General features: G+C 71.2%; 14 protein-coding genes. 1 reads left to right on the top strand and 13 read right to left on the bottom strand.

Annotated features, from left to right (window positions below; genetic code table 11):
- Window positions 1–71: 71 nt before the first annotated feature.
- From ACIO3O_RS19860 to ACIO3O_RS19920, 13 genes are all read right to left on the bottom strand, one after another.
- Window positions 72–4484 carry an Rne/Rng family ribonuclease gene (locus ACIO3O_RS19860; RefSeq protein ID WP_401747438.1) on the bottom strand — a complete coding sequence of 1471 codons (4413 nt, stop codon included), beginning with the start codon at window positions 4482–4484 and terminating at the stop codon, window positions 72–74.
- A gap of 226 nt (window positions 4485–4710) precedes the next feature.
- Window positions 4711–5523, bottom strand: a complete 813-nt coding sequence (locus ACIO3O_RS19865) for a TIGR03936 family radical SAM-associated protein (RefSeq protein ID WP_401747440.1) — start codon at window positions 5521–5523, stop codon at window positions 4711–4713.
- 271 nt (window positions 5524–5794) lie between these two features.
- Window positions 5795–6973, bottom strand: coding sequence for a hypothetical protein (locus ACIO3O_RS19870; RefSeq protein ID WP_401747442.1), 1179 nt, complete (start codon window positions 6971–6973; stop codon window positions 5795–5797).
- 130 nt (window positions 6974–7103) lie between these two features.
- Window positions 7104–9029, bottom strand: coding sequence for a TIGR03960 family B12-binding radical SAM protein (locus ACIO3O_RS19875; RefSeq protein ID WP_401747445.1), 1926 nt, complete (start codon window positions 9027–9029; stop codon window positions 7104–7106).
- A 99-nt stretch (window positions 9030–9128) separates the two neighbouring features.
- The gene (locus tag ACIO3O_RS19880; RefSeq protein WP_401747447.1) at window positions 9129–10643 is read right to left on the bottom strand and encodes a CHAD domain-containing protein; all 1515 of its coding nucleotides are present in this window, start codon (window positions 10641–10643) and stop codon (window positions 9129–9131) included.
- A 46-nt stretch (window positions 10644–10689) separates the two neighbouring features.
- Window positions 10690–11892, bottom strand: coding sequence for a rod shape-determining protein RodA (gene rodA / locus ACIO3O_RS19885; RefSeq protein ID WP_401747449.1), 1203 nt, complete (start codon window positions 11890–11892; stop codon window positions 10690–10692).
- Between the two features lie 2 nt (window positions 11893–11894).
- A complete protein-coding gene (gene mrdA, locus ACIO3O_RS19890) occupies window positions 11895–14117 on the bottom strand; it encodes a penicillin-binding protein 2 (protein WP_401747452.1) in 2223 nt (740 codons plus the stop codon).
- Window positions 14114–14773, bottom strand: coding sequence for a rod shape-determining protein MreD (mreD, locus tag ACIO3O_RS19895; protein WP_401747455.1), 660 nt, complete (start codon window positions 14771–14773; stop codon window positions 14114–14116). Before mreD ends, mrdA begins: the two co-directional genes overlap by 4 nt.
- A 19-nt stretch (window positions 14774–14792) precedes the next feature.
- A complete protein-coding gene (mreC, locus tag ACIO3O_RS19900) occupies window positions 14793–15830 on the bottom strand; it encodes a rod shape-determining protein MreC (RefSeq protein ID WP_401747457.1) in 1038 nt (345 codons plus the stop codon).
- Between the two features lie 147 nt (window positions 15831–15977).
- Window positions 15978–16997, bottom strand: coding sequence for a rod shape-determining protein (locus ACIO3O_RS19905; protein ID WP_185026424.1), 1020 nt, complete (start codon window positions 16995–16997; stop codon window positions 15978–15980).
- 330 nt (window positions 16998–17327) lie between these two features.
- Window positions 17328–17741: a nucleoside-diphosphate kinase gene (gene ndk / locus ACIO3O_RS19910; RefSeq protein WP_401747460.1), complete on the bottom strand. Its 414-nt coding sequence runs from the start codon at window positions 17739–17741 to the stop codon at window positions 17328–17330.
- Between the two features lie 161 nt (window positions 17742–17902).
- A complete protein-coding gene (locus tag ACIO3O_RS19915) occupies window positions 17903–18247 on the bottom strand; it encodes a DUF4233 domain-containing protein (RefSeq protein WP_401747462.1) in 345 nt (114 codons plus the stop codon).
- Between the two features lie 6 nt (window positions 18248–18253).
- Window positions 18254–19768 carry a bifunctional folylpolyglutamate synthase/dihydrofolate synthase gene (locus ACIO3O_RS19920; RefSeq protein WP_401747465.1) on the bottom strand — a complete coding sequence of 505 codons (1515 nt, stop codon included), beginning with the start codon at window positions 19766–19768 and terminating at the stop codon, window positions 18254–18256.
- A 224-nt stretch (window positions 19769–19992) separates the two neighbouring features.
- Between ACIO3O_RS19920 and ACIO3O_RS19925 the strand changes: the two genes are divergently transcribed.
- On the top strand, window positions 19993–21021 hold the full coding sequence (locus ACIO3O_RS19925; RefSeq protein WP_401747736.1) for a rod shape-determining protein: 1029 nt from the start codon (window positions 19993–19995) through the stop codon (window positions 21019–21021).
- Window positions 21022–21023 lie beyond the last annotated feature (2 nt).

Raw genomic sequence — 21023 nt, forward strand, 5'->3', positions numbered from 1 at the left:
GGTACTGCGGGTGCTGCTGATGCTGCCTGGTGCTGCGCGGGCAGCGGGCGAGCCGGTGGTGCGGTGGAGCGTCAGTCCTGCGCGGGGGCGGACACGGAGGGGAGCGTCTGCTCCGCCGCGGCCGTCTTCTTCGCAGTCTTCTTGGCCGCCGTCTTCGTGGCTGCCTTGGTCGCCGTCTTGGCGGTCTTGGTGGCCGTCTTCTTCGCGACGGTCTTCTTGGCCGCGGTCTTCTTGGCCGCCGCCTTCTTCGCCGGTGCGGCCTTCTTGGCGGCGGTCTTGCGTGCCGTCTTCTTGGCCGGGGCCGGAGCCTCGTCGCCCTCCGGCGCCGGAGCCTCGGTCACCGGAGCCTCGGCGGCCGGTGCGTCAGCTGCCGGTGCCTCCGCCACGGGGGCTTCGGCCGACTCCGCAGCAGCGGCCGACGGCGCGGCGTCCACGACCAGCACGGCCGCCTCGACCGCTCCCGCGGGCGACCCCGCCGGAGCGGTGGCCTTGCGGGTCGCCCTGCGGCGGGCCCGCGGCGGCGCGGCGTCCGCGACGGGCGCGGAGGTCTCGGCCTCGACGACGGGGGCTTCCGCGGCGGCGGGAGCCTCCTCGACGACCGGGGCCGTCTCCACCACGGTCACCTCTGCGGCGGCCTGAGCCTCCTTCGGAGCACCGGCCGGGGCCGACGCCTTCCGGGTGGCCCGGCGACGCCCACGGGGCGCCACAGCGGCCTCCTCGGCCACCGCCACCGCTTCGGCGACGGGAGCCTCTTCCACGGCGGGAGCCTCGGGGGCCTCCACCGCGGCCGCCTTCGCCTTCATCGGCGACGCGTGCTCGATGTAGTCCGCCGGCGAGGTCTTGCCGCGCGGCGCACCGGCCGGGGCCGACGCCTTGCGCGACGCCCGGCGGCGGCCACGGCCACGGGTCGCGGCGGCCTCGGCCTCCGCGGCGCTGCTGTACAGCTCCTCGTCCGGTACGAAGTCCGGCGAGGGCAGCGCGATCGGCGCGGCCACCTCTGCGGCGACCTCCGCCTCCGTCTCGACCTCAAGGGGCTCGTGCGCCTCGTGGTGGTCGTGACCGGAGCCGTTGTCCTGGCCGGAGTGCTCGGCGTCGGAGGCGTGCTCGACCTGGTGGTCGGCGTGGTCCGTGTGCTCGGAGCCGTTGCCGCCCTTGCCGCGCTTCTTCGAGCGCTTGGAGCCGCCGCCACCGCCGACGGCGGTGGGCTGCTCCATGTGCACGATGACACCGCGCCCGTTGCAGTGGACGCAGGTCTCGGAGAAGGACTCCAGGAGGCCCTGTCCGACGCGCTTGCGGGTCATCTGGACGAGGCCCAGCGAGGTGACCTCGGCCACCTGGTGCTTGGTGCGGTCGCGTCCCAGGCACTCCAGCAGACGCCGCAGCACCAGGTCCCTGTTCGACTCCAGGACCATGTCGATGAAGTCGATGACGACGATGCCGCCGAGGTCGCGCAGCCGCAGCTGGCGCACGATCTCCTCGGCCGCCTCCAGGTTGTTCTTGGTGACGGTCTCTTCGAGGTTGCCGCCCTGTCCGGTGAACTTCCCGGTGTTGACGTCGACGACGATCATCGCCTCGGTCTTGTCGATGACCAGGGAGCCGCCGGACGGCAGGTAGACCTTGCGGTCCAGCGCCTTCATCAGCTGCTCGTCGATCCGGTACGTCGCGAAGACGTCGACCTCCGACGTCCACTTCGACAGCCGGTCCGTGAGGTCGGGGGCGACGTGGGCGACGTACCCGTGGATCGTCTGCCAGGCCTCGTCACCGCTGACGATGACCTTGGAGAAGTCCTCGTTGAAGATGTCGCGGACGACCCGGACGGTCATGTCCGGCTCGCCGTAGAGCAGGGTCGGCGCGTTGGACGCACCGTTGCTCTTCGCCTTCTTCTGGATGTCCTCCCACTGTGCCTGCAGACGCTCGACGTCACGGCGCAGCTCGTCCTCGCTCGCACCCTCGGCGGCGGTGCGCACGATGACGCCCGCGTCCTCGGGGACGATCTTCTTGAGGATGGTCTTCAGACGCGCCCGCTCGGTGTCGGGGAGCTTGCGGCTGATGCCGGTCATGGAGCCCTCGGGCACGTACACGAGATAGCGGCCCGGCAGGGACACCTGGCTCGTCAGACGCGCACCCTTGTGACCGATCGGGTCCTTCGTCACCTGTACGAGGACGGACTGGCCGGACTTGAGGGCGGTCTCGATGCGGCGGGGCCCGTGGGCCATGCCGAGCGCCTCGAAGTTGACCTCACCGGCGTACAGGACGGCGTTGCGGCCCTTGCCGATGTCGATGAACGCGGCCTCCATGGACGGGAGGACGTTCTGCACCTTGCCCAGGTAGACGTTGCCGACGTACGAGGTCGACTGCTCCTTGTTGACGTAGTGCTCGACGAGGATGTTGTCCTCGAGGACGCCGATCTGGGTGCGCTCGCCGTTCTGGCGCACCACCATGACGCGCTCGACGGCCTCGCGGCGCGCCAGGAACTCGGCCTCGGTGATGATCGGGACGCGGCGGCGGCCCTGCTCGCGGCCTTCGCGGCGGCGCTGCTTCTTGGCCTCCATGCGGGTCGAGCCCTTGATGGACTGGACCTCGTCGAAGCCGGTGCCGGGCTCGCGCTCGGCCTCCTTCTTGCGGGGCTCGCGGACCTTGACGACGGTGCGCTCCGGGTCGTCGGACCCGGCCTGCACCTCGTCGTGCCCGGAGTCACCGCTGCGACGGCGACGCCGGCGCCGGCGCCGGCTGCTGGAGGAGCCACCGCCCTGGTGCTCGTCGTCGTGGTCGTCGGAGTCGTCCTCGTCGGAGGAGATGTGCTCCGCGTCCTGCTGCGGCTCCCGGACGTCCTCGTGCCGCTTGTGGCTGCTGTCGTTGTCGCCGTCCTCGGCGTCCCCGCTGTCCAGGGCCTCGCCCCGGCGCCGGCGACGGCCACCGCGACGGCGGCGGCGGGCACGGCGGTCGTCGGAGTCGTCCGCGTCGTCGTGGCCCTCGGCGTCGGTGTTCTGCGCCGCGTCCTCATCGGCCGCGTCGGCCTCGTCCTGCGGGGCTTCCTGGACGTCGGTACGGGGCTGCTCGGCGACCGGGCCCTCCCCGCGACGGCGGCGGCGACGGCGTCCGCCGGTCTGCGCGGGCTCCGCCTCCTGCACGGGTGCCTCGACGACGGCCTCGGCCTCGACGACCTCCTCCTCGTCCTCCTCCGGCTCCTCGACGGGAGCGGCGGCCGCGGCCATGGCGGCGGTCTCCGGCGTCTGGAACATGGGCTCGGCGAAGACCGGCGCCTGGAAGACGGCGACGGCGGGCCGCTGCGCACGGCGGCGACCGCGCGGCGCGCTCTCCTCCGCCTTCTCCTCGGCGGCGGGCGCGGCGGGCGCGGCCTGCTCGGCGGTGAACTTCGGGGTGGCGACCGGGCGGCTCGCCCGACGGCGCGCACGACCGCGCGGCGCCTCGTCCTCGACGGTCCCCTGCGCGGCTTCCGGCACGTCCTCCGTCACGGCGGCGGGCTCGGCCGGAGCCGGGGCCTCGGCCTCCGCGGCGGGGGCACCCGCCGGAGCGGTGGCCTTGCGCACGGCACGGCGGCGCGCACGCGGCGCGGGCGCCTCCTCGGCGACCGGAGTCTCCTCGGCGGCCTGCTCCTGCTTCTCGGGTACGGCGGCGGGCTCGGCCGGAGCGTCGACGGCCACCGGTGCGGGCGACCCCGCGGGGGCGGACGCCTTACGCACGGCACGGCGCCGGGCACGGGGCGCGGGCGCCTCCTCGGCGACGGGCTCGGCGGCGACCGGGGCGGGGGCCTCGGTCACGGTCTCCTCGGCGGCCACGGTCTCCTCCGCAACCGGTGCGGCGGCCTTGCGCACGGCACGGCGGCGGGTGCGCGGCGCGGGCGCCTCCTCGGCGACGGGCTCGGCGGCCGGGGCCTGCGTCTCCTCCGCCTGCGCGGGGGCGCCTGCGGGGGCGGTGGCCTTGCGGGTGGCGCGACGGCGGGCCGGAGCGGCTGTCTCGGCGGCCGGGGCCTCTTCGACAGCGGCGGTCTCGGCCGGGGCGGCAGCGGTCTCGGCCTCGGCAGATGCGCCCGCGGGGGCGGTGGCCTTGCGGACGGCACGGCGGCGCGTGCGCGGCGCGGGTGCCTCTTCCGCGGCCGGTGCGGCGGCGGTTTCCGTCACCGGCGCCGGAGTCTCCTCGACGACCGGTGCGGGCGAGCCCGCCGGGGCGGTCGCCTTGCGCACGGCGCGGCGGCGCGGGCGTGCGGGGGCGGCGCTGTCGCCGGTGCTGGTGTTCGGGGTGTTGTCAGTGGTGTCGGTCACGGCACCCTCTCCGGCCGGTATGGCCGGAGCCGCGGCCTCTACGGTCTTGGCGGCATCCGACGGGTCCGGCTGGTTCTGCTGGGTCGCGCCGGCCCCGGGGGGTCCGGCGGGACGTGAGGCCGCACGGCGCCTGCGGCGCGGCGGCAGGGTGTCGCTGGGCGACGTCTTCTCGGCCTCAGCGGGGTCGATCGGCTCAAGCATGCGGGGTTCTCCCGTCGCGCTCCCGGGCGCCGCGCCTGAATCCGGTCCGGCCGCGGCCCTCGCGTGGTGCGGGGCCACCGTCCGGGGCGCGGGCGCCGCACGGGAGCTGATCTCTAGCTCGCCGGTTCCGTATGCACGAGACGTACGGCCTGGCGAAAGTCCGGTTGGTTACGCGGCCCGACCCAGGTGGCTCCCGAGTGCCAGGGCTGCGCTGCAACGACTGCCCTTACGCGGAACCGGAACCTTCAGGCGCCTTCGCGGCGGCGGGTGCGGGGGCTGTGGTAGAGCCTGCCTGCACTGCCTCGCGGTCGGGCGCGAGCGGGTCGGTCACCGTTCCGGACTCCTCGTCGAGAAGCCCCTGCGCCAGCCTGGTCACCGCTGCGGGGACCGGCGGCGCCAGGTCGGCCACAGCGCGGAGACCGGAAAGGACGTCGTCGGGTCGTACGGCGGGTGTCATGTGCCGCACTACCAGGCGCAGTATCGCACAGGGCTCCGCCGTGGGCCTATCGCCTGCCTCACCCTGGGGAGCGGCCACGCTCTCGGAGAGCGGTACGGACGCCATCTCGACGACGGCCTCGCGGGCGTCGAAGCTGCGCATGCCGTTCTTGGTGCGGCGCTGGACCTCGACGGTCTCGGCGGCGAGGAAGGTCTCGACGGCCTTGGCGGCCTCCTCCTCGCTCACACCGTTCAGCCGCAGCTCCCAGATGGAGGCGGTGAGGCGGTCGGCGAGGCCGGAGGTGCGGGCCTCGACGGCGTCGACGATGTCGAGGCCGTCGGGCATCGACTCGTCGAGCAGTCCGCGCAGGGTCTGCGGGTCGCGGGACGCGGTGAGCGCGATCTCCAGGTACTCGGCCTCGGAGCCGGTGCCGGTGGGGGCCGCGTTGGCGTAGCTCACCTTGGGGTGCGGGGTGAATCCGGCCGAGTACGCCATGGGCACCTCGGCACGGCGCAGGGCGCGCTCGAACGCGCGCTGGAAGTCTCGGTGGCTGGTGAACCGGAGGCGGCCTCGCTTGGTGTAGCGCAGTCGGATGCGCTGCACCGCCGGTGCGGGCGGCGGGCCTTCGGGCTGTCGCTTGCCCAGTGGTTCTTCTCCTCGGTGCGGGGCGGCGCGTCTTCCGCGCGCCCACGGGCCTGTGGGGTGTCCCCGCGCGGCGTCTCCCCGTCCGGCCCGGCCCTGCGGAGCAGGGGGTCTCGGAGGTGGGGTGCTGCGCCGGGGGCAGTCTTTGTACTCCCCAGAGTACGCGCCGGGGGCCGGGCTGGTTCCCGGGGCTGGGGTGATCCACTCGGGAGGGGCCCGGTCCGGGGGCCGGTCAGAGGCGCTGCTTCTCCAGGACCGGGGGTGCCGCCTCGGCGGAGCGGACGGGGACCGGCGGCGGGGTCGGGGAGCCGACGAGGCCGCGCCAGAGGTCGCGGCGGGTGTCGCGGAAGGCGGTGCGGGCCGAGCGCAGTGCCTCGCGGGTGGTGCGGCCGACTTCCCTGGCCGCCCGTTTGGCGGGCCGCCAGATGTCGTCGCGCAGCCAGTGGCCGAGGGGGGTCATGACGGTGCGGCAGGTCCAGGCGAGGGGGCGTCCCAGGGCGTTCCACGCCAGCCACTTCAGTGCCCGCCCGAGCGCCCGGGACACGTATCCCGCGACCTGCCAGCAGATGGCGAGGGCGGTGCCGATCTCCCCAAGGAGCCACATCACCGGTTTCACCAGCAGCGTCGTCACGGTCCACGCGATGCCGCGGCCGAGGGGGGTGAGCACCGCTTCGTACAGCCAGACGCCGGGGATCGCCACGAGGGTGCGTCCGGTCCACTTCAGGGCGGCCCACAGTCCGCGTGCGGTGGCGGCGAGTGCGGTGCCCAGGTGGCGGGCGAGCCAGGCGATGCCCCGGCCTGCCGGTTCCAGCACGAAGGCCCAGAGGACGCCCAGGGGTGCGAGCACCAGCCAGGTGCCGAGTAACTTCAGGGCCGCCCCCAGCGCGCGTCCCACCACCGCTCCCCCGGCGCCCAGCACCTGTCCCAGCCACCGCAGCCCGTGCCCCAGAGGGGTCAGCAGGGCGCTGTAGAGCCAGCGGGACAGGGGTGCGAGCACATGGCGTCCGAGCGCCACCCACGGTGTGACGAACACCGCTCGGCCCAGCCGGCGCAGGCCGTGGCCGAGGGGGGTGAGCACCGCCTCGTACAGCCGGACGGCCGGTATCACCACCAGGGTGCGGCCGAGCCACGTCAGGGCGCGCCCGAGGGGCTTGAGGACACCCCGGTGCAGGAGTTCGCCTCCGGTGCGCAGAAGGTCCCAGAGCACGCGTACGGGGATGACGAGGACCAGCACCACGATCCGTACCGGAATCCGCACGAAGGCCGTCAGGCAGCCCTCCTGGTGCGTGGACGCGATCACCGGTGCCGGTGCTGGCGTGGCCTCCGGTGCCGGTGCTCGCGTGACCTCCGGTGCCGGTGTGCGCGCGAACTCCGCCTGTGGTGCGTGTGCCGGTCGTTTGTCGAGATCCATGGCCGGTCCTCCCCCGTTTCCCGTTCAGGACGCCGCTCGGGCCCGTTCGGATGCTCTCGCGGCGTACGCAGAAGGGTCCGACCGGGAGAGGTGTTCCCGGTCGGACCCTTCTGCGCAGGTGCGGGTGCGGCTACTTCACGACCGACAGCGGGAGCAGCTTCTTGCCCGTCGGGCCGATCTGGATGCTCGTGTCCATCTGCGGGCAGACGCCGCAGTCGAAGCACGGGGTCCAGCGGCAGTCCTCGACCTCGGTCTCGTCGAGAGCGTCCTGCCAGTCCTCCCAGAGCCAGTCCTTGTCGAGACCGGAGTCCAGGTGGTCCCAGGGGAGCACCTCTTCGTAGGTGCGCTCACGGGTGGTGTACCAGTCGACGTCGACGCCGTACTCGGGCAGCGTCTTCGCGGCGGCCTGCATCCACCGGTCGTACGAGAAGTACTCGCGCCAGCCGTCGAAGCGGCCGCCGCCCTCGTAGACGGCGCGGATGACGGAGCCGATGCGGCGGTCGCCGCGCGAGAGCAGGCCCTCGACGATGCCGGGCTTGCCGTCGTGGTAGCGGAAGCCGATGGAACGGCCGTACTTCTTGTCGCCGCGGATCTTGTCGCGGAGCTTCTCCAGCCGGGCGTCGGTCTCTTCGGCGCTCAGCTGCGGAGCCCACTGGAACGGCGTGTGCGGCTTGGGCACGAAGCCGCCGATGGAGACGGTGCAGCGGATGTCGTTCTGCCCGGAGACCTTGCGGCCCTCGGCGATGACGTTGACCGCCATGTCGCCGATCTGCAGGACGTCCTCGTCGGTCTCGGTGGGCAGGCCGCACATGAAGTACAGCTTCACCTGGCGCCAGCCGTTGCCGTAGGCGGTGGAGACGGTGCGGATGAGGTCTTCCTCGGACACCATCTTGTTGATGACCTTGCGCATGCGCTCGCTGCCGCCCTCGGGGGCGAAGGTGAGGCCCGAGCGGCGACCGTTGCGGGTCAGCTCGTTGGCGAGGTCCACGTTGAACGCGTCGACGCGGGTCGAGGGCAGGGAGAGGCCGATCTTGTCCTCCTCGTACCTGTCCGCGAGGCCCTTGGCGATGTCGGCGATCTCGGTGTGGTCCGCGGAGGAGAGCGAGAGGAGACCGACTTCTTCGAAGCCGGTGGCCTTCAGGCCCTTCTCGACCATTTCGCCGATGCCGGTGATGCTTCGCTCCCGCACGGGGCGCGTGATCATGCCGGCCTGGCAGAAACGGCAGCCGCGGGTGCAGCCGCGGAAGATTTCTACGGACATCCGCTCGTGGACGGTCTCCGCGAGCGGGACGAGGGGCTGCTTGGGGTAGGGCCACTCGTCGAGGTCCATGACGGTGTGCTTGGAGACGCGCCACGGCACACCGGACTTGTTGGGTACGACGCGGGCGATGCGGCCGTCGGGGAGGTACTCGACGTCGTAGAACGCCGGGACGTAGACGTTGCCGGTCTTGGCGAGGCGGAAGAGGACTTCCTCGCGGCCGCCGGGGCGGCCCTCCGCCTTCCAGGTCCGGATGATGTTCGTCATGTCGAGGACGGCCTGCTCGCCGTCGCCGATGACCGCGCAGTCGATGAACTCCGCGATCGGCTCCGGGTTGAACGCGGCGTGGCCGCCCGCCAGGACGATCGGGTCGTCCAGGGTGCGGTCGGCGGCGTTCAGCGGGATGCCGGCGAGGTCGAGGGCGGTGAGCATGTTCGTGTAGCCCAGCTCCGTGGAGAAGCTGAGGCCGAACACGTCGAAGGCCTTGACCGGGCGGTGGGCGTCCACGGTGAACTGCGGCACGTCGTGCTTGCGCATCAGTTCTTCGAGGTCGGGCCACACGCTGTAGGTGCGCTCGGCGAGGACGCCCTCCTGCTCGTTGAGCACCTCGTAGAGGATCATGACGCCCTGGTTGGGGAGTCCGACCTCGTACGCGTCCGGGTACATGAGCGCCCAGCGGACGTCCGCGCTCTCCCACGGCTTGACGGTGGAGTTCAGCTCACCGCCGACGTACTGGATGGGCTTCTGCACGTGCGGCAGGAGGGCTTCCAGGCGGGGGAAGACCGACTCAACAGGCATCGCGGTGTCTCTCATGAGCGGGCAGGGGGACCCTCAAGCCTAACGCGGGTGCGGGGTGCCTTTGCACGCCCGGCCCTGCGGAGCCCCCTGCCGCCCGTCTCAGACCCCCGGCACCCTCCGCCACGCCTCCGGAAGCTCCCGCTCGCGGTCGGCCGCCCGGGACTCCTCCTGCCCGTACAGCAGGCCCCACACGAAGGACGGCTCCCCCGCCGCGTGTGCCTGGATGGCCAGGTTCCGCAGTTCGGCGCGGGCGACGACGCTGTCCTGGTGGTCGCCGAGCAGACCCTGTACGTCCTTGACCCGCTTGCGGAGCTTGTTGGCGGGCCTGCCGAGGGCGGGGCGGGCCGACTCCGCGGCGTAGCGCAGGCGTTTGGCGGCCTTGCGGGCCTCGTGGAGGGCGAGGTCGCGTTCGCCGCCCGGCGGGAGCGCCAGGGCGTGCTCGGTGCGGTCGGCGAGCCGCGCGTGGTCCTTGACGAGGGCCTTGTGCAGGACGGTGGCCGCGTCGCGGTCCGCCGCCGGGCGCAGTGGCGGGGTGGCGAGGAAGGCGTCCAGGGAGCGCAGGAGCTCCAGGTAGCGGCGGCCGTCGAGGACGGCGAGGGTGCGGCGGCGGGAGCCGCTGCGGCGGGCGACGGACCAGATGCGCAGGCGGCCGCGCACCGGGCCCAGCAGGAGGGTGCGCGGGAGGGCGGTCAGGCGGGTGAGGAGGCGGTCGGCGAGGACTTCCTGGTCGCGGTCGACGCCGAGTTCCCCGGCCAGCCACTTGAGTTCGTCGCCGAGCGGGTCGGTGACGGTGCGGTCGAGGACTGTCCGGTACGTCTTGAACGCGCTGCGCATCCGCCGGGTGGCCACCCGGAGCTGGTGCACGGAGTCGGGGAGGTCGCGGCGCACGGCGGGGTCGTACACCGCCATGGCCTCGACCTGGTCGCGGACGTACGCCAGGACGTGGGCGCCCGCGCTGTCGTCCGCGCGCACCGCGCGGGGCACGGGTCCGCCGCCGGTCTCGGCGAGGGCGCGCGCCAGTTTGGACGGCGAGGCGGAGGGGCGTACGCCTGCCTTGCGGAGCTTCTTGTCGACGGCGTCCAGGAAGGCCGGGTCGCCGTCGTCGGCGAGTTCGATCTCGATCTCCGTGAAGGAGGTGTGCGCGTTCCCGCCGCCGCCGAGACGGTGTGCGGTCACCGTGTCCACGCTGGCTTCCGCGAGGAGCTCTCCTGCGGTGTCGCGCAGATGCCACACCCGGCGTGAGGAGCGCAGGCGTACGGTCGCCAGCAGGGGCTCTCCCAGGGTGCGTGCCCGCACCAGGGCGGACAGGGTGCGCGGTACGTCGTCGGAGTCCGTGAGGGGGGCGTGGATCTCGTCCCGCACGTGCGGGGCGACGGGGAGTTTGAGGTGCCAGCCCGCGTCGCCGCCGCCGGTGCGCCGGCGCAGGGTGATGCCGTGGGCCGCCAGTGCCAGTTCGTCGGTGTCGTAGTAGACGGCGTCGAGGTCCACGACGCCCCGGTCCTGGACGGAGGAAACCCCGGCCACCTTGGTGAAGTCGGGCAGCCGGGGTTCGCTCTCGGTGTCGGTCGTAGTGGCTTCGTACTTTCGCTCGATCTCGCGCTTGGTGTCCGCCATGACATGAATCTAGACGCAGCGACCGGTCCCAAACAGGGGCGCGCTGTCACGCAGTTATGGGTCGCTGCACCCTGATGGACTGCAGGAGTCCGATCGCCACCCACACGGCGAACATGGACGACCCTCCGTAGGAGACGAAGGGCAGCGGAAGTCCGGCGACGGGCATGATGCCGAGCGTCATGCCGATGTTCTCGAAGGACTGGAAGGCGAACCAGGCGATGATGCCCGCGGCGACGATCGTGCCGTAGAGCTCGGTGGTCTCCCGGGCGATGCGGCAGGCCCGCCACAGGACGACGCCGAGCAGGACGAGGATGGCGCCCGCGCCGAGGAAGCCGAGTTCCTCGCCGGCGACGGTGAAGACGAAGTCCGTCTGCTGTTCGGGGACGAACTGTCCGGTGGTCTGGGAGCCCTTGAAGAGACCGGTGCCGGTGAGTCCGCCGGAGCCGATCGCGATGCGCGCCTGGTTGGTGTTGTAGCCGACGCCCGCCGGGTCGAGGTCGGGGTTGGCGAAGGCGGCGAAGCGGTTGATCTGGTACTCGTCCAGGAGGCCGAGGACGGCGACCAGGACGGCTCCGAGGACGCCCGTGCCGACCAGGCCGAAGATCCACCGGTTGGAGGCTCCGGAGGCCAGCAGGACACCCAGGATGATCATGGCGATGACCATGACGGAGCCGAGGTCCGGCATCAGCATGATGATCAGGATGGGGATGGTGGCCAGGCCCAGTGACTTGAGGACGGTGCGGTGGTCGGGGTTGGCCTGGTCGCCCGCGTCGACCCGGGCGGCGAGCATCATCGCCATGCCCAGGATGATCGTGATCTTCGTGAACTCGGAGGGCTGGAGGGAGAATCCGCCGCCGATGACGATCCACGCGTGGGCGCCGTTGACGGTGGCGCCGAGCGGGGTGAGGACCGCGATCACGAGGAGGACGGAGAGCCCGTAGAGGATCGGCACGGCGCCGCGCAGGGTGCGGTGGCCGAGCCAGATGGTGCCGATCATCAGCGCGAAGCCGATGCCGGTGTTCATCAGGTGCCGGAAGAGGAAGTAGTACGGGTCGCCGTGGTTGAGGGTGTCGCGGCCGCGGGTCGCCGACCACACCAGCAGTGCGCCGAGGCCCGACAGGGCGAGCGCCGACAGGAGCAGCGGCCAGTCGAGGCGGCGGACGACGGAGTCGCGTGCGGTGAGCTTCGCGAACGCGCCGCGCTCGGGTGCGTAGCGCTGGACGGAGAAGCCGTGGGTGCTGCCCGCCATGGTCAGTCACCCACCCTCTGGATGCCGGTACCGCGCGCTCCCGGGTTGCCGCCCCTGCCGCCGGTGTTGGCGGGAGGGGGTCCGGCGACGCCGACCGGCGGTTCGGGCTCCTTCTTCGGAGGGGCGTAGGGCTTGATGTCGGGTGCGTCGATGGAGCCGTCCGCCTCGATCTTCGGAAGGTTCTTCTGGGGCTGCGGCAGCAGTGCCTTCTTCGCGTCGTACTTGCCGTTCTCGTCGAGCCCGTACAGCGCGTTGTAGATCTTTCGCACGGCGGGACCGGAAGCACCGGAGCCGGTGCCACCCTGGGCGATCGTCATGACGATCGAGTAGTCCTTGGTGTACGTGGCGAACCAGGAGGTCGTCTGCTTGCCGTAGACCTCGGCGGTACCCGTCTTGGCGTGCATCGGGATCTTGTCCTGGGGCCAGTTCTGGAACCGCCAGGCGGCGGTGCCCCGGGTCGCGACTCCCGCGAGGGCTTCGTCTATCAGCTTGTGGGTGCTCGCGTTCATCGGGAGCCGGCCCTGCGTCTTGGGCTTGATCTCGGTGACCTTCTTGCCGTCGGCACTGATGACGGCCTTGCCGACGGACGGGGTGTGCACGGTGCCGCCGTTGGCGATGCTCGCGTAGATCGACGCCATCTGGATGGGGGTGACGAGGGTGTCGCCCTGGCCGATGGAGTAGTTGACGGAGTCACCGGCGCGCATCTGGTTGCCGTCGATGCAGTTCTCGAAGGCGATCTTCTCGACGAAGGTGCCGTCCTTCTTGCCCTGCTTGCACCAGGCGTCCTTGTTGGCGTCCCAGAACCGCTGCTTCCACTGGCGGTCGGGGACCCGGCCGGAGACCTCGTTGGGGAGGTCGATTCCGGTCTCCTTGCCGAGGCCGAACTGGTGGGCCGTTTTGTAGAACCAGTCCTTGGCGTTCTTCTTCGGCTTGGTGCCGCCGTCGCGCTGCCACTGCTGGTGCGCGAGGGCGTAGTAGACGGTGTCGCAGGAGACTTCGAGGGCGCCGCCGAGGGTGATGTTGCCGTGGCCCTTGGACTCGTAGTTGGTGAAGGTCTGGCCGCCGATGGAGTACGAACTGGGGCAGGGGTAGCTGCCGTTGAAGTCGTATCCGGCGTTGACGGCTGCCGTCGTCGGAACCACCTTGAAGATGGAGCCGGGGGCGGCCTGCGCCTGGATGGCCCGGTTCAGCAGGGGGAAGTTGGAGTCCTTGCCGGTGAGGGCGGCGTAGTCCTTGCCGGAGATGCCGCCGACCCAGGAGTTGGGGTCGTAGGTGGGGTTGGACGCCATCGCAACGACGCGTCCGGTCCTGGCCTCCATGACGACGACGGCACCGGCATCGGCCTTGTAGTTGGTGCCGGTGTTCTTGTCGAACGCCTTGCGGGCTTCCTTCATGGCGTCGAGGAGTTCGTACTCGGCGACGGCCTGCACGCGGGCGTCGATGCTGGTGACGACGTTCGCACCGGGCTCGGCCTTGTCGGCCTTCGCGCGGCCGATGACGCGGCCGAGGTTGTCGACCTCGTAGCGGGTGACGCCCGCCTTGCCGCGCAGCTCCTTGTCGTACGTACGTTCCAGACCGGAGCGCCCGACCTGGTCGGAGCGCAGGTACGGGGAGTCGCTGTCCTTGGCCTTCTCGATCTCGGCGTCGGTGACGGGCGAGAGGTAGCCGAGCACCTGTGCGGTGTTCGCCTTGCCGGGGGCGGCGTAGCGGCGTACGGCGGTGGGTTCGGCGGTGATGCCGGGGAAGTCCTCGGCGCGTTCACGGATCTGCAGGGCCTGCTGGGTGGTGGCCTTGTTGGTGACCGGGATCGGCTGGTAGGGCGAGCCGTTCCAGCAGGGCTGGGGGGTCTTGGAGTCGCACAGGCGCACCTTGTCGGTGACGTCCTTGGCCTTCATGTCCAGGACGTCGGCGAGCCGGGTGAGGACGGCTTTGCCGTCGTCCTTCATCTTCATCAGCTCGGTGCGGGACGCGGAGACGACGAGCTTGGTCTCGTTGTCGGCGAGGGGGACGCCGCGGGCGTCGAGGATGGAGCCGCGGACGGCGGGCTGGACGACCTGCTGGACGTGGTTGTTCTTCGCCTCGTCGGTGTACTCCTGGCCGTTGCGGATCTGGAGGTACCACAGGCGCCCGCCGAGGGTGAGCAGCAGGGAGAAGACGAGGACCTGCAGGACGATCAGGCGGATGGTGACGCGGGGGGTGCGGCCGGTCTCGGGGATGTTGCTCACAGGCGCTTCACTCCCTTGATGCGTCCGGCGCGCTGGGCACGGTTGCGGGCGGCGCGCAGCCGCAGGCCGCCCTTCTGTTCGCCGATGCGCAGTCCGGTGCCTCCGGCGAGCCAGCCGGAGGAGACGTCGGAGGAGGAGGTTTCGGAGAGGGGGTCGTTCTCGGCGCGGCGGGCGAGCGCCATGATGCCGGGGACGACGAAGGGTGCCAGGAGCAGGTCGTACAGGGCGGCGGTGAAGAGCAGTCCGCCGAGGCCGACGTGGCGTGCGGCGCTGTCGCCGACGAGAGCACCGACGCCGGCGTACAGGAGGGTGGAGCCGAGGGCGGCGGCGACGACCACCAGCATGGGTGCGGTGGCGGAGCGCAGTTTGCCGTTCTCGGGCTTGACGAGGCCCGCGAGGTAGCCGATGAGGCACAGCACGAGGGCGTAGCGTCCCGCGGCGTGGTCGGCGGGCGGGGCGAGGTCGGCGAGGAGGCCCGCGGCGAAGCCGATGAGGGCGCCGCTGACGTGTCCGTACACAAAGGCGAGTCCGAGGACGACCAGGAGGGTGAGGTCGGGGACGGCGCCGGGGAGCTGGAGTCTGGCGAGGACGGTGACCTGGACGACCAGGGCGACGACCACCAGGGTGGCGGAGAGCAGAATCCGGTTGAAGCGCATCAGGTTCTTCAGCTCCTGGTCACTGGCCGTCGGCGTTGCCGTCGCCGGCGCCGTTGTTGTTGCCGTTTCCGTTGCCGTTGTTGGCACCGTTTCCATTGCCGTTGTTGGCGGCATTTCCGTCGCCGTTGTTGGCGCCGTTGTTCTCACCGGCGGGCGGCTTCGGTGTCACGGTGACAGTGACGGTGGGGGCGGGCTTCGGCTTGTTCGGCAGGACGGTGTCGCGGGGGTCGGTGCGCGGGGCGGCCACGACGACGCCGACGATGTCGAGCTTGGTGAAGCCGACGTACGGGCGGACGTAGACGGTACGGGTGAGGTCGCCGCCGGAGGGGTCGACGCGGACCACCTCGCCGACCGGGACGCCGGGCACGAAGGGCTTGGCGGCGCGCGAGCCGAAGGTCACCAGGCGGTCGCCGGGCTTGACCTTGGCCTTGCCGTTGAGGAACTGGACGCTGAGCGGGCGGTCGCCCTGCCCGGTGGCGAAGCCGAGTTCGTCGCTCTTCTCCATGCGGGTGCCGACGGTGAACTTGGTGTCGTTGGCGAGCAGCACGGTGGAGGTGTGGGGGCCGACGGTGGTGACGCGGCCGACGAGGCCGTCCGCGTTGAGGACGGTCATGTCGCGCTGGATGCCGTCGCCGGAGCCGACGTCGATGGTGACGGTCCAGGAGAAGCCCTGGGCTGCTCCTATGGCGATGACTTCGGCGCCCTTGATGCCGTACTGACCGGCGCCCGCCTTCTTCAGCATGCCGTCGAGCTGACGCACCCGGCTCTGATTGCGGTCGTCGCTGCCCAGGCGCAGCTTCAGTTCCTGGTTGTCCCGCTCCAGGGCCTTGAGCTGGTCGTGGTCGTCGCCCGACTTGCGTACGGCGCCGATCGCGTTGCCGATCGGGTCGACGGCGGTGGCGACGCCCTTCTCCACCGGTCCGAAGACGGCGGCGGCGGCCTGCCGGGCTCCGTCGACGGGTGACTGTTCGCCGCCGCGGATGTCCACCGTGATCAGCGCGAACGCTACGGCGATCAGCAGCACCAGGAGCAGCCGACTCTCTCGTGTGTCCCTCACGTGCGGCGGCCGTGCCTTCCTCGTCGGAAAAATGCGTATGCGTGTATATCAACGATCCGCCGCACGGGACGACAGGCCCCGTACGGCGGATTCTTCGGCGGCGTCCGGGGCCGGCAGGTGGCTCCCGGACGCTGTTGCCTCGTACCGCTATCTGCGCGGCTGGGCGTCCAGCACCTGCTGGAGCGCCTCGAACTCCTCGACGCACTTGCCGGACCCGAGTGCGACGGAGTCCAGCGGGTCCTCGGCGATGTGGATCGGCATGCCGGTCTCGCGGCGCAGCCGCTCGTCCAGGCCGCGCAGCAGCGCGCCGCCGCCGGTCAGGACGATGCCGCGGTCCATGACGTCGCCGGAGAGCTCCGGCGGGCACTTGTCGAGTGTCGTCTTCACGGCGTCGACGATCGCGTTGACGGGCTCCTCGATGGCCTTGCGGACCTCCGCGGCGGAGATCACGACGGTCTTCGGCAGGCCGGAGACGAGGTCGCGGCCGCGGATCTCGGTGTGCTCGTCCTTGTCGAGGTCGTACGCCGAACCGATGGTGATCTTGATCTGTTCGGCGGTGCGCTCACCGAGGAGGAGGGAGTACTCCTTCTTGATGTGCTGGATGATCGCGTTGTCCAGCTCGTCGCCCGCAACGCGGATCGACTGTGCCGTGACGATTCCTCCGAGCGAGATGACGGCGACCTCGGTGGTGCCGCCGCCGATGTCCACGACCATGTTGCCGGTGGCCTCGTGGACGGGCAGGCCGGAACCGATGGCCGCGGCCATGGGCTCCTCGATGATGTGCACCTGGCGGGCGCCGGCCTGCGTGGACGCCTCGATGACGGCGCGGCGCTCCACTCCGGTGATGCCGGAGGGCACGCAGACGACGACGCGGGGGCGGGCCAGGTAGCGCCGCTTGTGGATCTTCAGGATGAAGTAGCGGAGCATCCGCTCGGTGATTTCGAAGTCGGCGATCACGCCGTCCTTCAGGGGCCGTACGGCAACGATGTTGCCCGGTGTACGGCCGATCATCTTCTTCGCCTCGGAGCCGACGGCCAGGATGCCGCCGGTGTTGGTGTTGATGGCGACGACGGAGGGCTCGTTGAGCACGATGCCCTTACCCCTGACGTACACCAGCGTGTTGGCGGTCCCGAGGTCGACAGCCATATCACGGCCGATGAACGACATTGGTTCCCTCTTCTTCCCCATGAGGATGCGTCGGGCCTTCCCGATTGCTGCGTGCGATGGCTTGTATCGGTAGGCGAAGTGGGTGGTGCGCTGGATGGTGTGGGCGCGGTGACTTCCATCGTAGTGCCGCATGTGCGGTCACCGCGCGAGGGTCCTTCGCCATTGTGGGCGGAACACATACCCGCTTCACCCATGGTGACGCTGTGTCGGGGGGATGCGTTCCCTCCAGCCGGACGCATATGCCGAAGGGCGACCGAATTACTTCGGTCGCCCCAGCCAGGCGGCGCTGTTCGGCTGACATTCAGTCAGAAAACGCGCCGGTTGCTCCGGTCAGACGAGCCCCGGGAAGAACAGCTTCAGCTCGCGCTCCGCGGACTCCTCGGAGTCGGAGGCGTGGATGAGGTTCTCGCGGACGATGGTGCCGAAGTCACCCCGAATGGAGCCGGGAGCCGCGGCAATCGGGTCGGTGGGACCGGCCAACTGGCGTACGCCCTCGATGACGCGCTCGCCCTCGACGACCAGGGCCACGATCGGGCCGGACGACATGAAGGCGACGAGCGGCTCGTAGAACGGCTTGCCCTTGTGCTCGCCGTAGTGCGCCTCCAGGGTGTCCTGGTCGAGGCTGCGCAGTTCCAGCGCGGAGATCGTCCAGTTCGCCTTGCGCTCGATGCGGCCGATGATCTCGCCGATCAGTCCGCGGCGGACGGCGTCGGGCTTGAGCAGGACGAGGGTGCGCTGGGTCACGTGCGGGCTCCTTGGTGCGTTTCTCGCGGGTGCGGATGCGGTGGTGGGCAGATTACAGGGCCGAACGGGGGACCTGTCACACACCGTCAGGCCCAGGGGACAAGGCCTCGGCCTCCTGCTGCCCGGCGCGGGAGTTCAGGCCCGGCCCTCCGCGCGGGGGATCAGGCCTCGGCCTCCGCCTGCGCCGCCCACCGGGCCTTCGCCTCGTCGATCTTGCGGCCGTAGTGGATGGACGCCCACCACAGGCCCCCGAAGACCAGCCCCAGGAAGAACATCACCGGCACCCAGAAGCCGCTGACCACGAGCCCCACCTGGAGCACCCAGCCGAGCTGGAGGCCGCCGGGACGCGTGATCATTCCGCAGAGCAGGACGGAGAGCAGCATCGCGATGCCGCACACCGTCCACACCGTGGCCATGGACAGGTCCTCGGACTTCATCGCGACCAGCCCGGCGAAGCCGATCACGAAGAATTCACCGATCAGGGTGGAGGCACAGAGAGTACGCACGCCGACTCAGCTCCTTCCCAGCAGCAGCCGGGCCTCTCCGACGGTGATGACGGACCCGGTGACGAGGACTCCCCCGCCGCTGAACTCGCCGTCTTCCTCGGCGAGGGTGATCGCTTCCTCGATGGCGTCGTCCAGACGGGGCTCGACCTGGACGCGTTCCTCGCCGAAGACCTCGACGGCGATGGCGGCCAGTTCGTCGACGTCCATGGAGCGCGGGGTCGAGTTACGGGTGACGACGACCTCGGCGAAGATCGGCTCGAAGGCCTCCAGGAGGCCCCGTACGTCCTTGTCGCCGCTCGCGCCGACGACGCCGATCAGCCGGCTGAAGCTGAACGCCTCGCTGACGGCCTCGGCCGCCGCCCGCGCCCCGCCGGGGTTGTGCGCGGCGTCCAGGACGACGGTGGGGCTGCGGCGGACGACCTCCATGCGGCCCGGGGAGGTCACCGAGGCGAAGGCCTTGCGGATGGTCTCGATGTCCAGGGTGCGGGCGTGGTCGGCGCCGATGCCGAAGAAGGCTTCGACGGCGGCGAGCGCGACGGCCGCGTTGTGCGCCTGGTGGGCGCCGTGCAGCGGGAGGAAGATCTCCTCGTACTCGCCGCCGAGGCCGCGCAGGGTGACCAGCTGGCCGCCGACCGCGACCTCGCGGTGGACGACGCCGAACTCCATGCCCTCGCGGGCCACCGTGGCGTCCACGCCCACGGCCTTCTTCAGCATGACCTGCGCCGCGTCGACGGGCTGCTGGGCCAGGATGACGGTGGCGTCCTGCTTGATGATCCCGGACTTCTCGCCCGCGATCTCGCCGGGCGTGCTGCCCAGGCGGTCGGTGTGGTCGAGGGAGATCGGGGTGACGACGGCGACGGCCGCGTCGATGACGTTGGTGGCGTCCCAGGTGCCGCCCATGCCGACCTCGACGACGGCGACGTCCACGGGGGCGTCCGCGAAGGCCGCGTACGCCATGCCGGTCATCACCTCGAAGAAGGACAGCCGGTAGTCCTGCGCGGCGTCGACCATCTCGACGTACGGCTTGATGTCCTGGTACGTCTCCACGAAGCGCTCGGCGCTGATCGGGACGCCGTCCAGGCTGATGCGCTCGGTGATCGACTGCACGTGCGGGCTGGTGTAGCGGCCGGTGCGCAGCTCGAAGGCGCCGAAGAGGGCCTCGATCATGCGGGCGGTGCTGGTCTTGCCGTTGGTGCCGGTGATGTGGATCGAGGGGTACGCCTTCTGGGGCTCGCCCAGCACGTCCATGAGGGCCGCGATGCGGGTCACCGAGGGTTCGAGCTTGGTCTCGCCCCAGCGGCCCGCGAGCTCGGTCTCCACCGCGCGCAGCGCCTTGTCCACCTCCGGGTCGGCGGGGCGGGAGGGCACCGCGTCACCGGCGGGGGCGCCGCCGTGGGTGCGCAGGGTGCGGCTGCCGGCCTCGATGACGGCGAGGTCGGGGTCGCGATCGGTCTCGGCGGCGACGATCTCCGCGAAGGCCTGGTCGTCGGGCTGGTCGTCGTGCTGGGGGAGGTCACTCACCCCGCCAGTCTACGGAGGGGGTACGACAACGGCCGACAGGGACCGGTGATCTGCGGGGTGTGCCCGCCGCGGGTCGGGGCGGGACCTTCGGCCCGCAACCCCGGGGACCTTTTATCCCTTCCCTACCAAAGGGGTGTGTGACCCTGGTAGATCACGATTCGGGAGGTTATCGAGTGAGCGACGAGACCACGCAGGCCCGTGCCGCGGCTGGTGTGCCCGCGCGCATCCGCGGCGGCCAGGGCAGCCGGGACATAGGCATCGACCTGGGTACGGCGAACACGCTGGTGTACATGCGGGGGCACGGCATCGTCCTCAACGAACCCTCCGTGGTGGCGGTGAAGGCCGGTTCGACGACGGCGCTGGCCGTCGGCGCCGAGGCCAAGGAGACCATCGGGCGCACGCCCGGTTCGATCACCGCGATCCGCCCCCTGCGCGACGGTGTGATCAGTGACTACGAGGCGGCCGAGGAGATGATCCGGCACTTCGTCCGCAAGGCGGTGCCGGGGCGGCGTCCGCGCACCCGCATGGTGGTGTGCGTGCCGAGCGGGGTGACGCCGGTGGAGCGCCGCGCCATCGTGCACGCGGCCACCAGGGCCGGTGCGCGTGCCGTGCACCTCATAGAGGAGCCCATGGCGGCGGCGATAGGCGCCGGTCTTCCGGTGTCGGACGCACGGGGCTCCATGGTGGTGGACATCGGCGGCGGCACGACCGAGGTCGCGGTGATCTCGCTGGGCGGCATCGTGACCGCGCAGTCGCTGCGGGTGGGCGGCGACCGGATGGACACCGCGATCACCGATTTCGTACGCAAGGAGCACCAGCTGCTCATCGGTGAGCGCACCGCCGAGGACATCAAGGTGGCGATCGGTTCGGCGTGGCCGGTGCCGGACGACCCGGCGCTGGAGATGCGGGCGTTCACCGTCCGGGGGCGGCAGAAGGTCGGCGGCCTGCCCAAGACCCTGGACCTCACGGTGTCCGAGGTGCGTTCCGCGCTGAACGAGCCGGTCGAGGCGATCATCGCGGCGGTGCGCGCGACGCTGGAGGAGTGCCCGCCGGAGCTGTCCGGCGACATCATGGAGCACGGCATCGTGCTCACCGGGGGCGGCGCCCTGCTGCCGGGGCTGGATCTGCGGATCGCGGCGGCGACCGGCATCCCGGTGCACGTCGCGGACGATCCGCTGGACTGTGTGGCGATCGGCTCGGGCAAGTGCGTGGAGGACTTCGACAACCTCCAGAAGCTCCTGAAGGCGAGCTAGGA

Origin of the sequence: Streptomyces sp. NPDC087440, assembly GCF_044744005.1 — a bacterium.
Classification (GTDB): domain Bacteria; phylum Actinomycetota; class Actinomycetes; order Streptomycetales; family Streptomycetaceae; genus Streptomyces.

Coding starts and splice junctions, on each gene's coding strand:
- ACIO3O_RS19860 (WP_401747438.1), bottom strand. CDS start 4,484: ATGCTTGAGCCGATCGACCCCGCTGAGGCCGAGAAGACGTCGCCCAGC.
- ACIO3O_RS19870 (WP_401747442.1), bottom strand. CDS start 6,973: ATGGATCTCGACAAACGACCGGCACACGCACCACAGGCGGAGTTCGCG.
- ACIO3O_RS19875 (WP_401747445.1), bottom strand. CDS start 9,029: ATGCCTGTTGAGTCGGTCTTCCCCCGCCTGGAAGCCCTCCTGCCGCAC.
- ACIO3O_RS19880 (WP_401747447.1), bottom strand. CDS start 10,643: ATGGCGGACACCAAGCGCGAGATCGAGCGAAAGTACGAAGCCACTACG.
- rodA (WP_401747449.1), bottom strand. CDS start 11,892: ATGGCGGGCAGCACCCACGGCTTCTCCGTCCAGCGCTACGCACCCGAG.
- mreD (WP_401747455.1), bottom strand. CDS start 14,773: ATGCGCTTCAACCGGATTCTGCTCTCCGCCACCCTGGTGGTCGTCGCC.
- ACIO3O_RS19905 (WP_185026424.1), bottom strand. CDS start 16,997: ATGTCGTTCATCGGCCGTGATATGGCTGTCGACCTCGGGACCGCCAAC.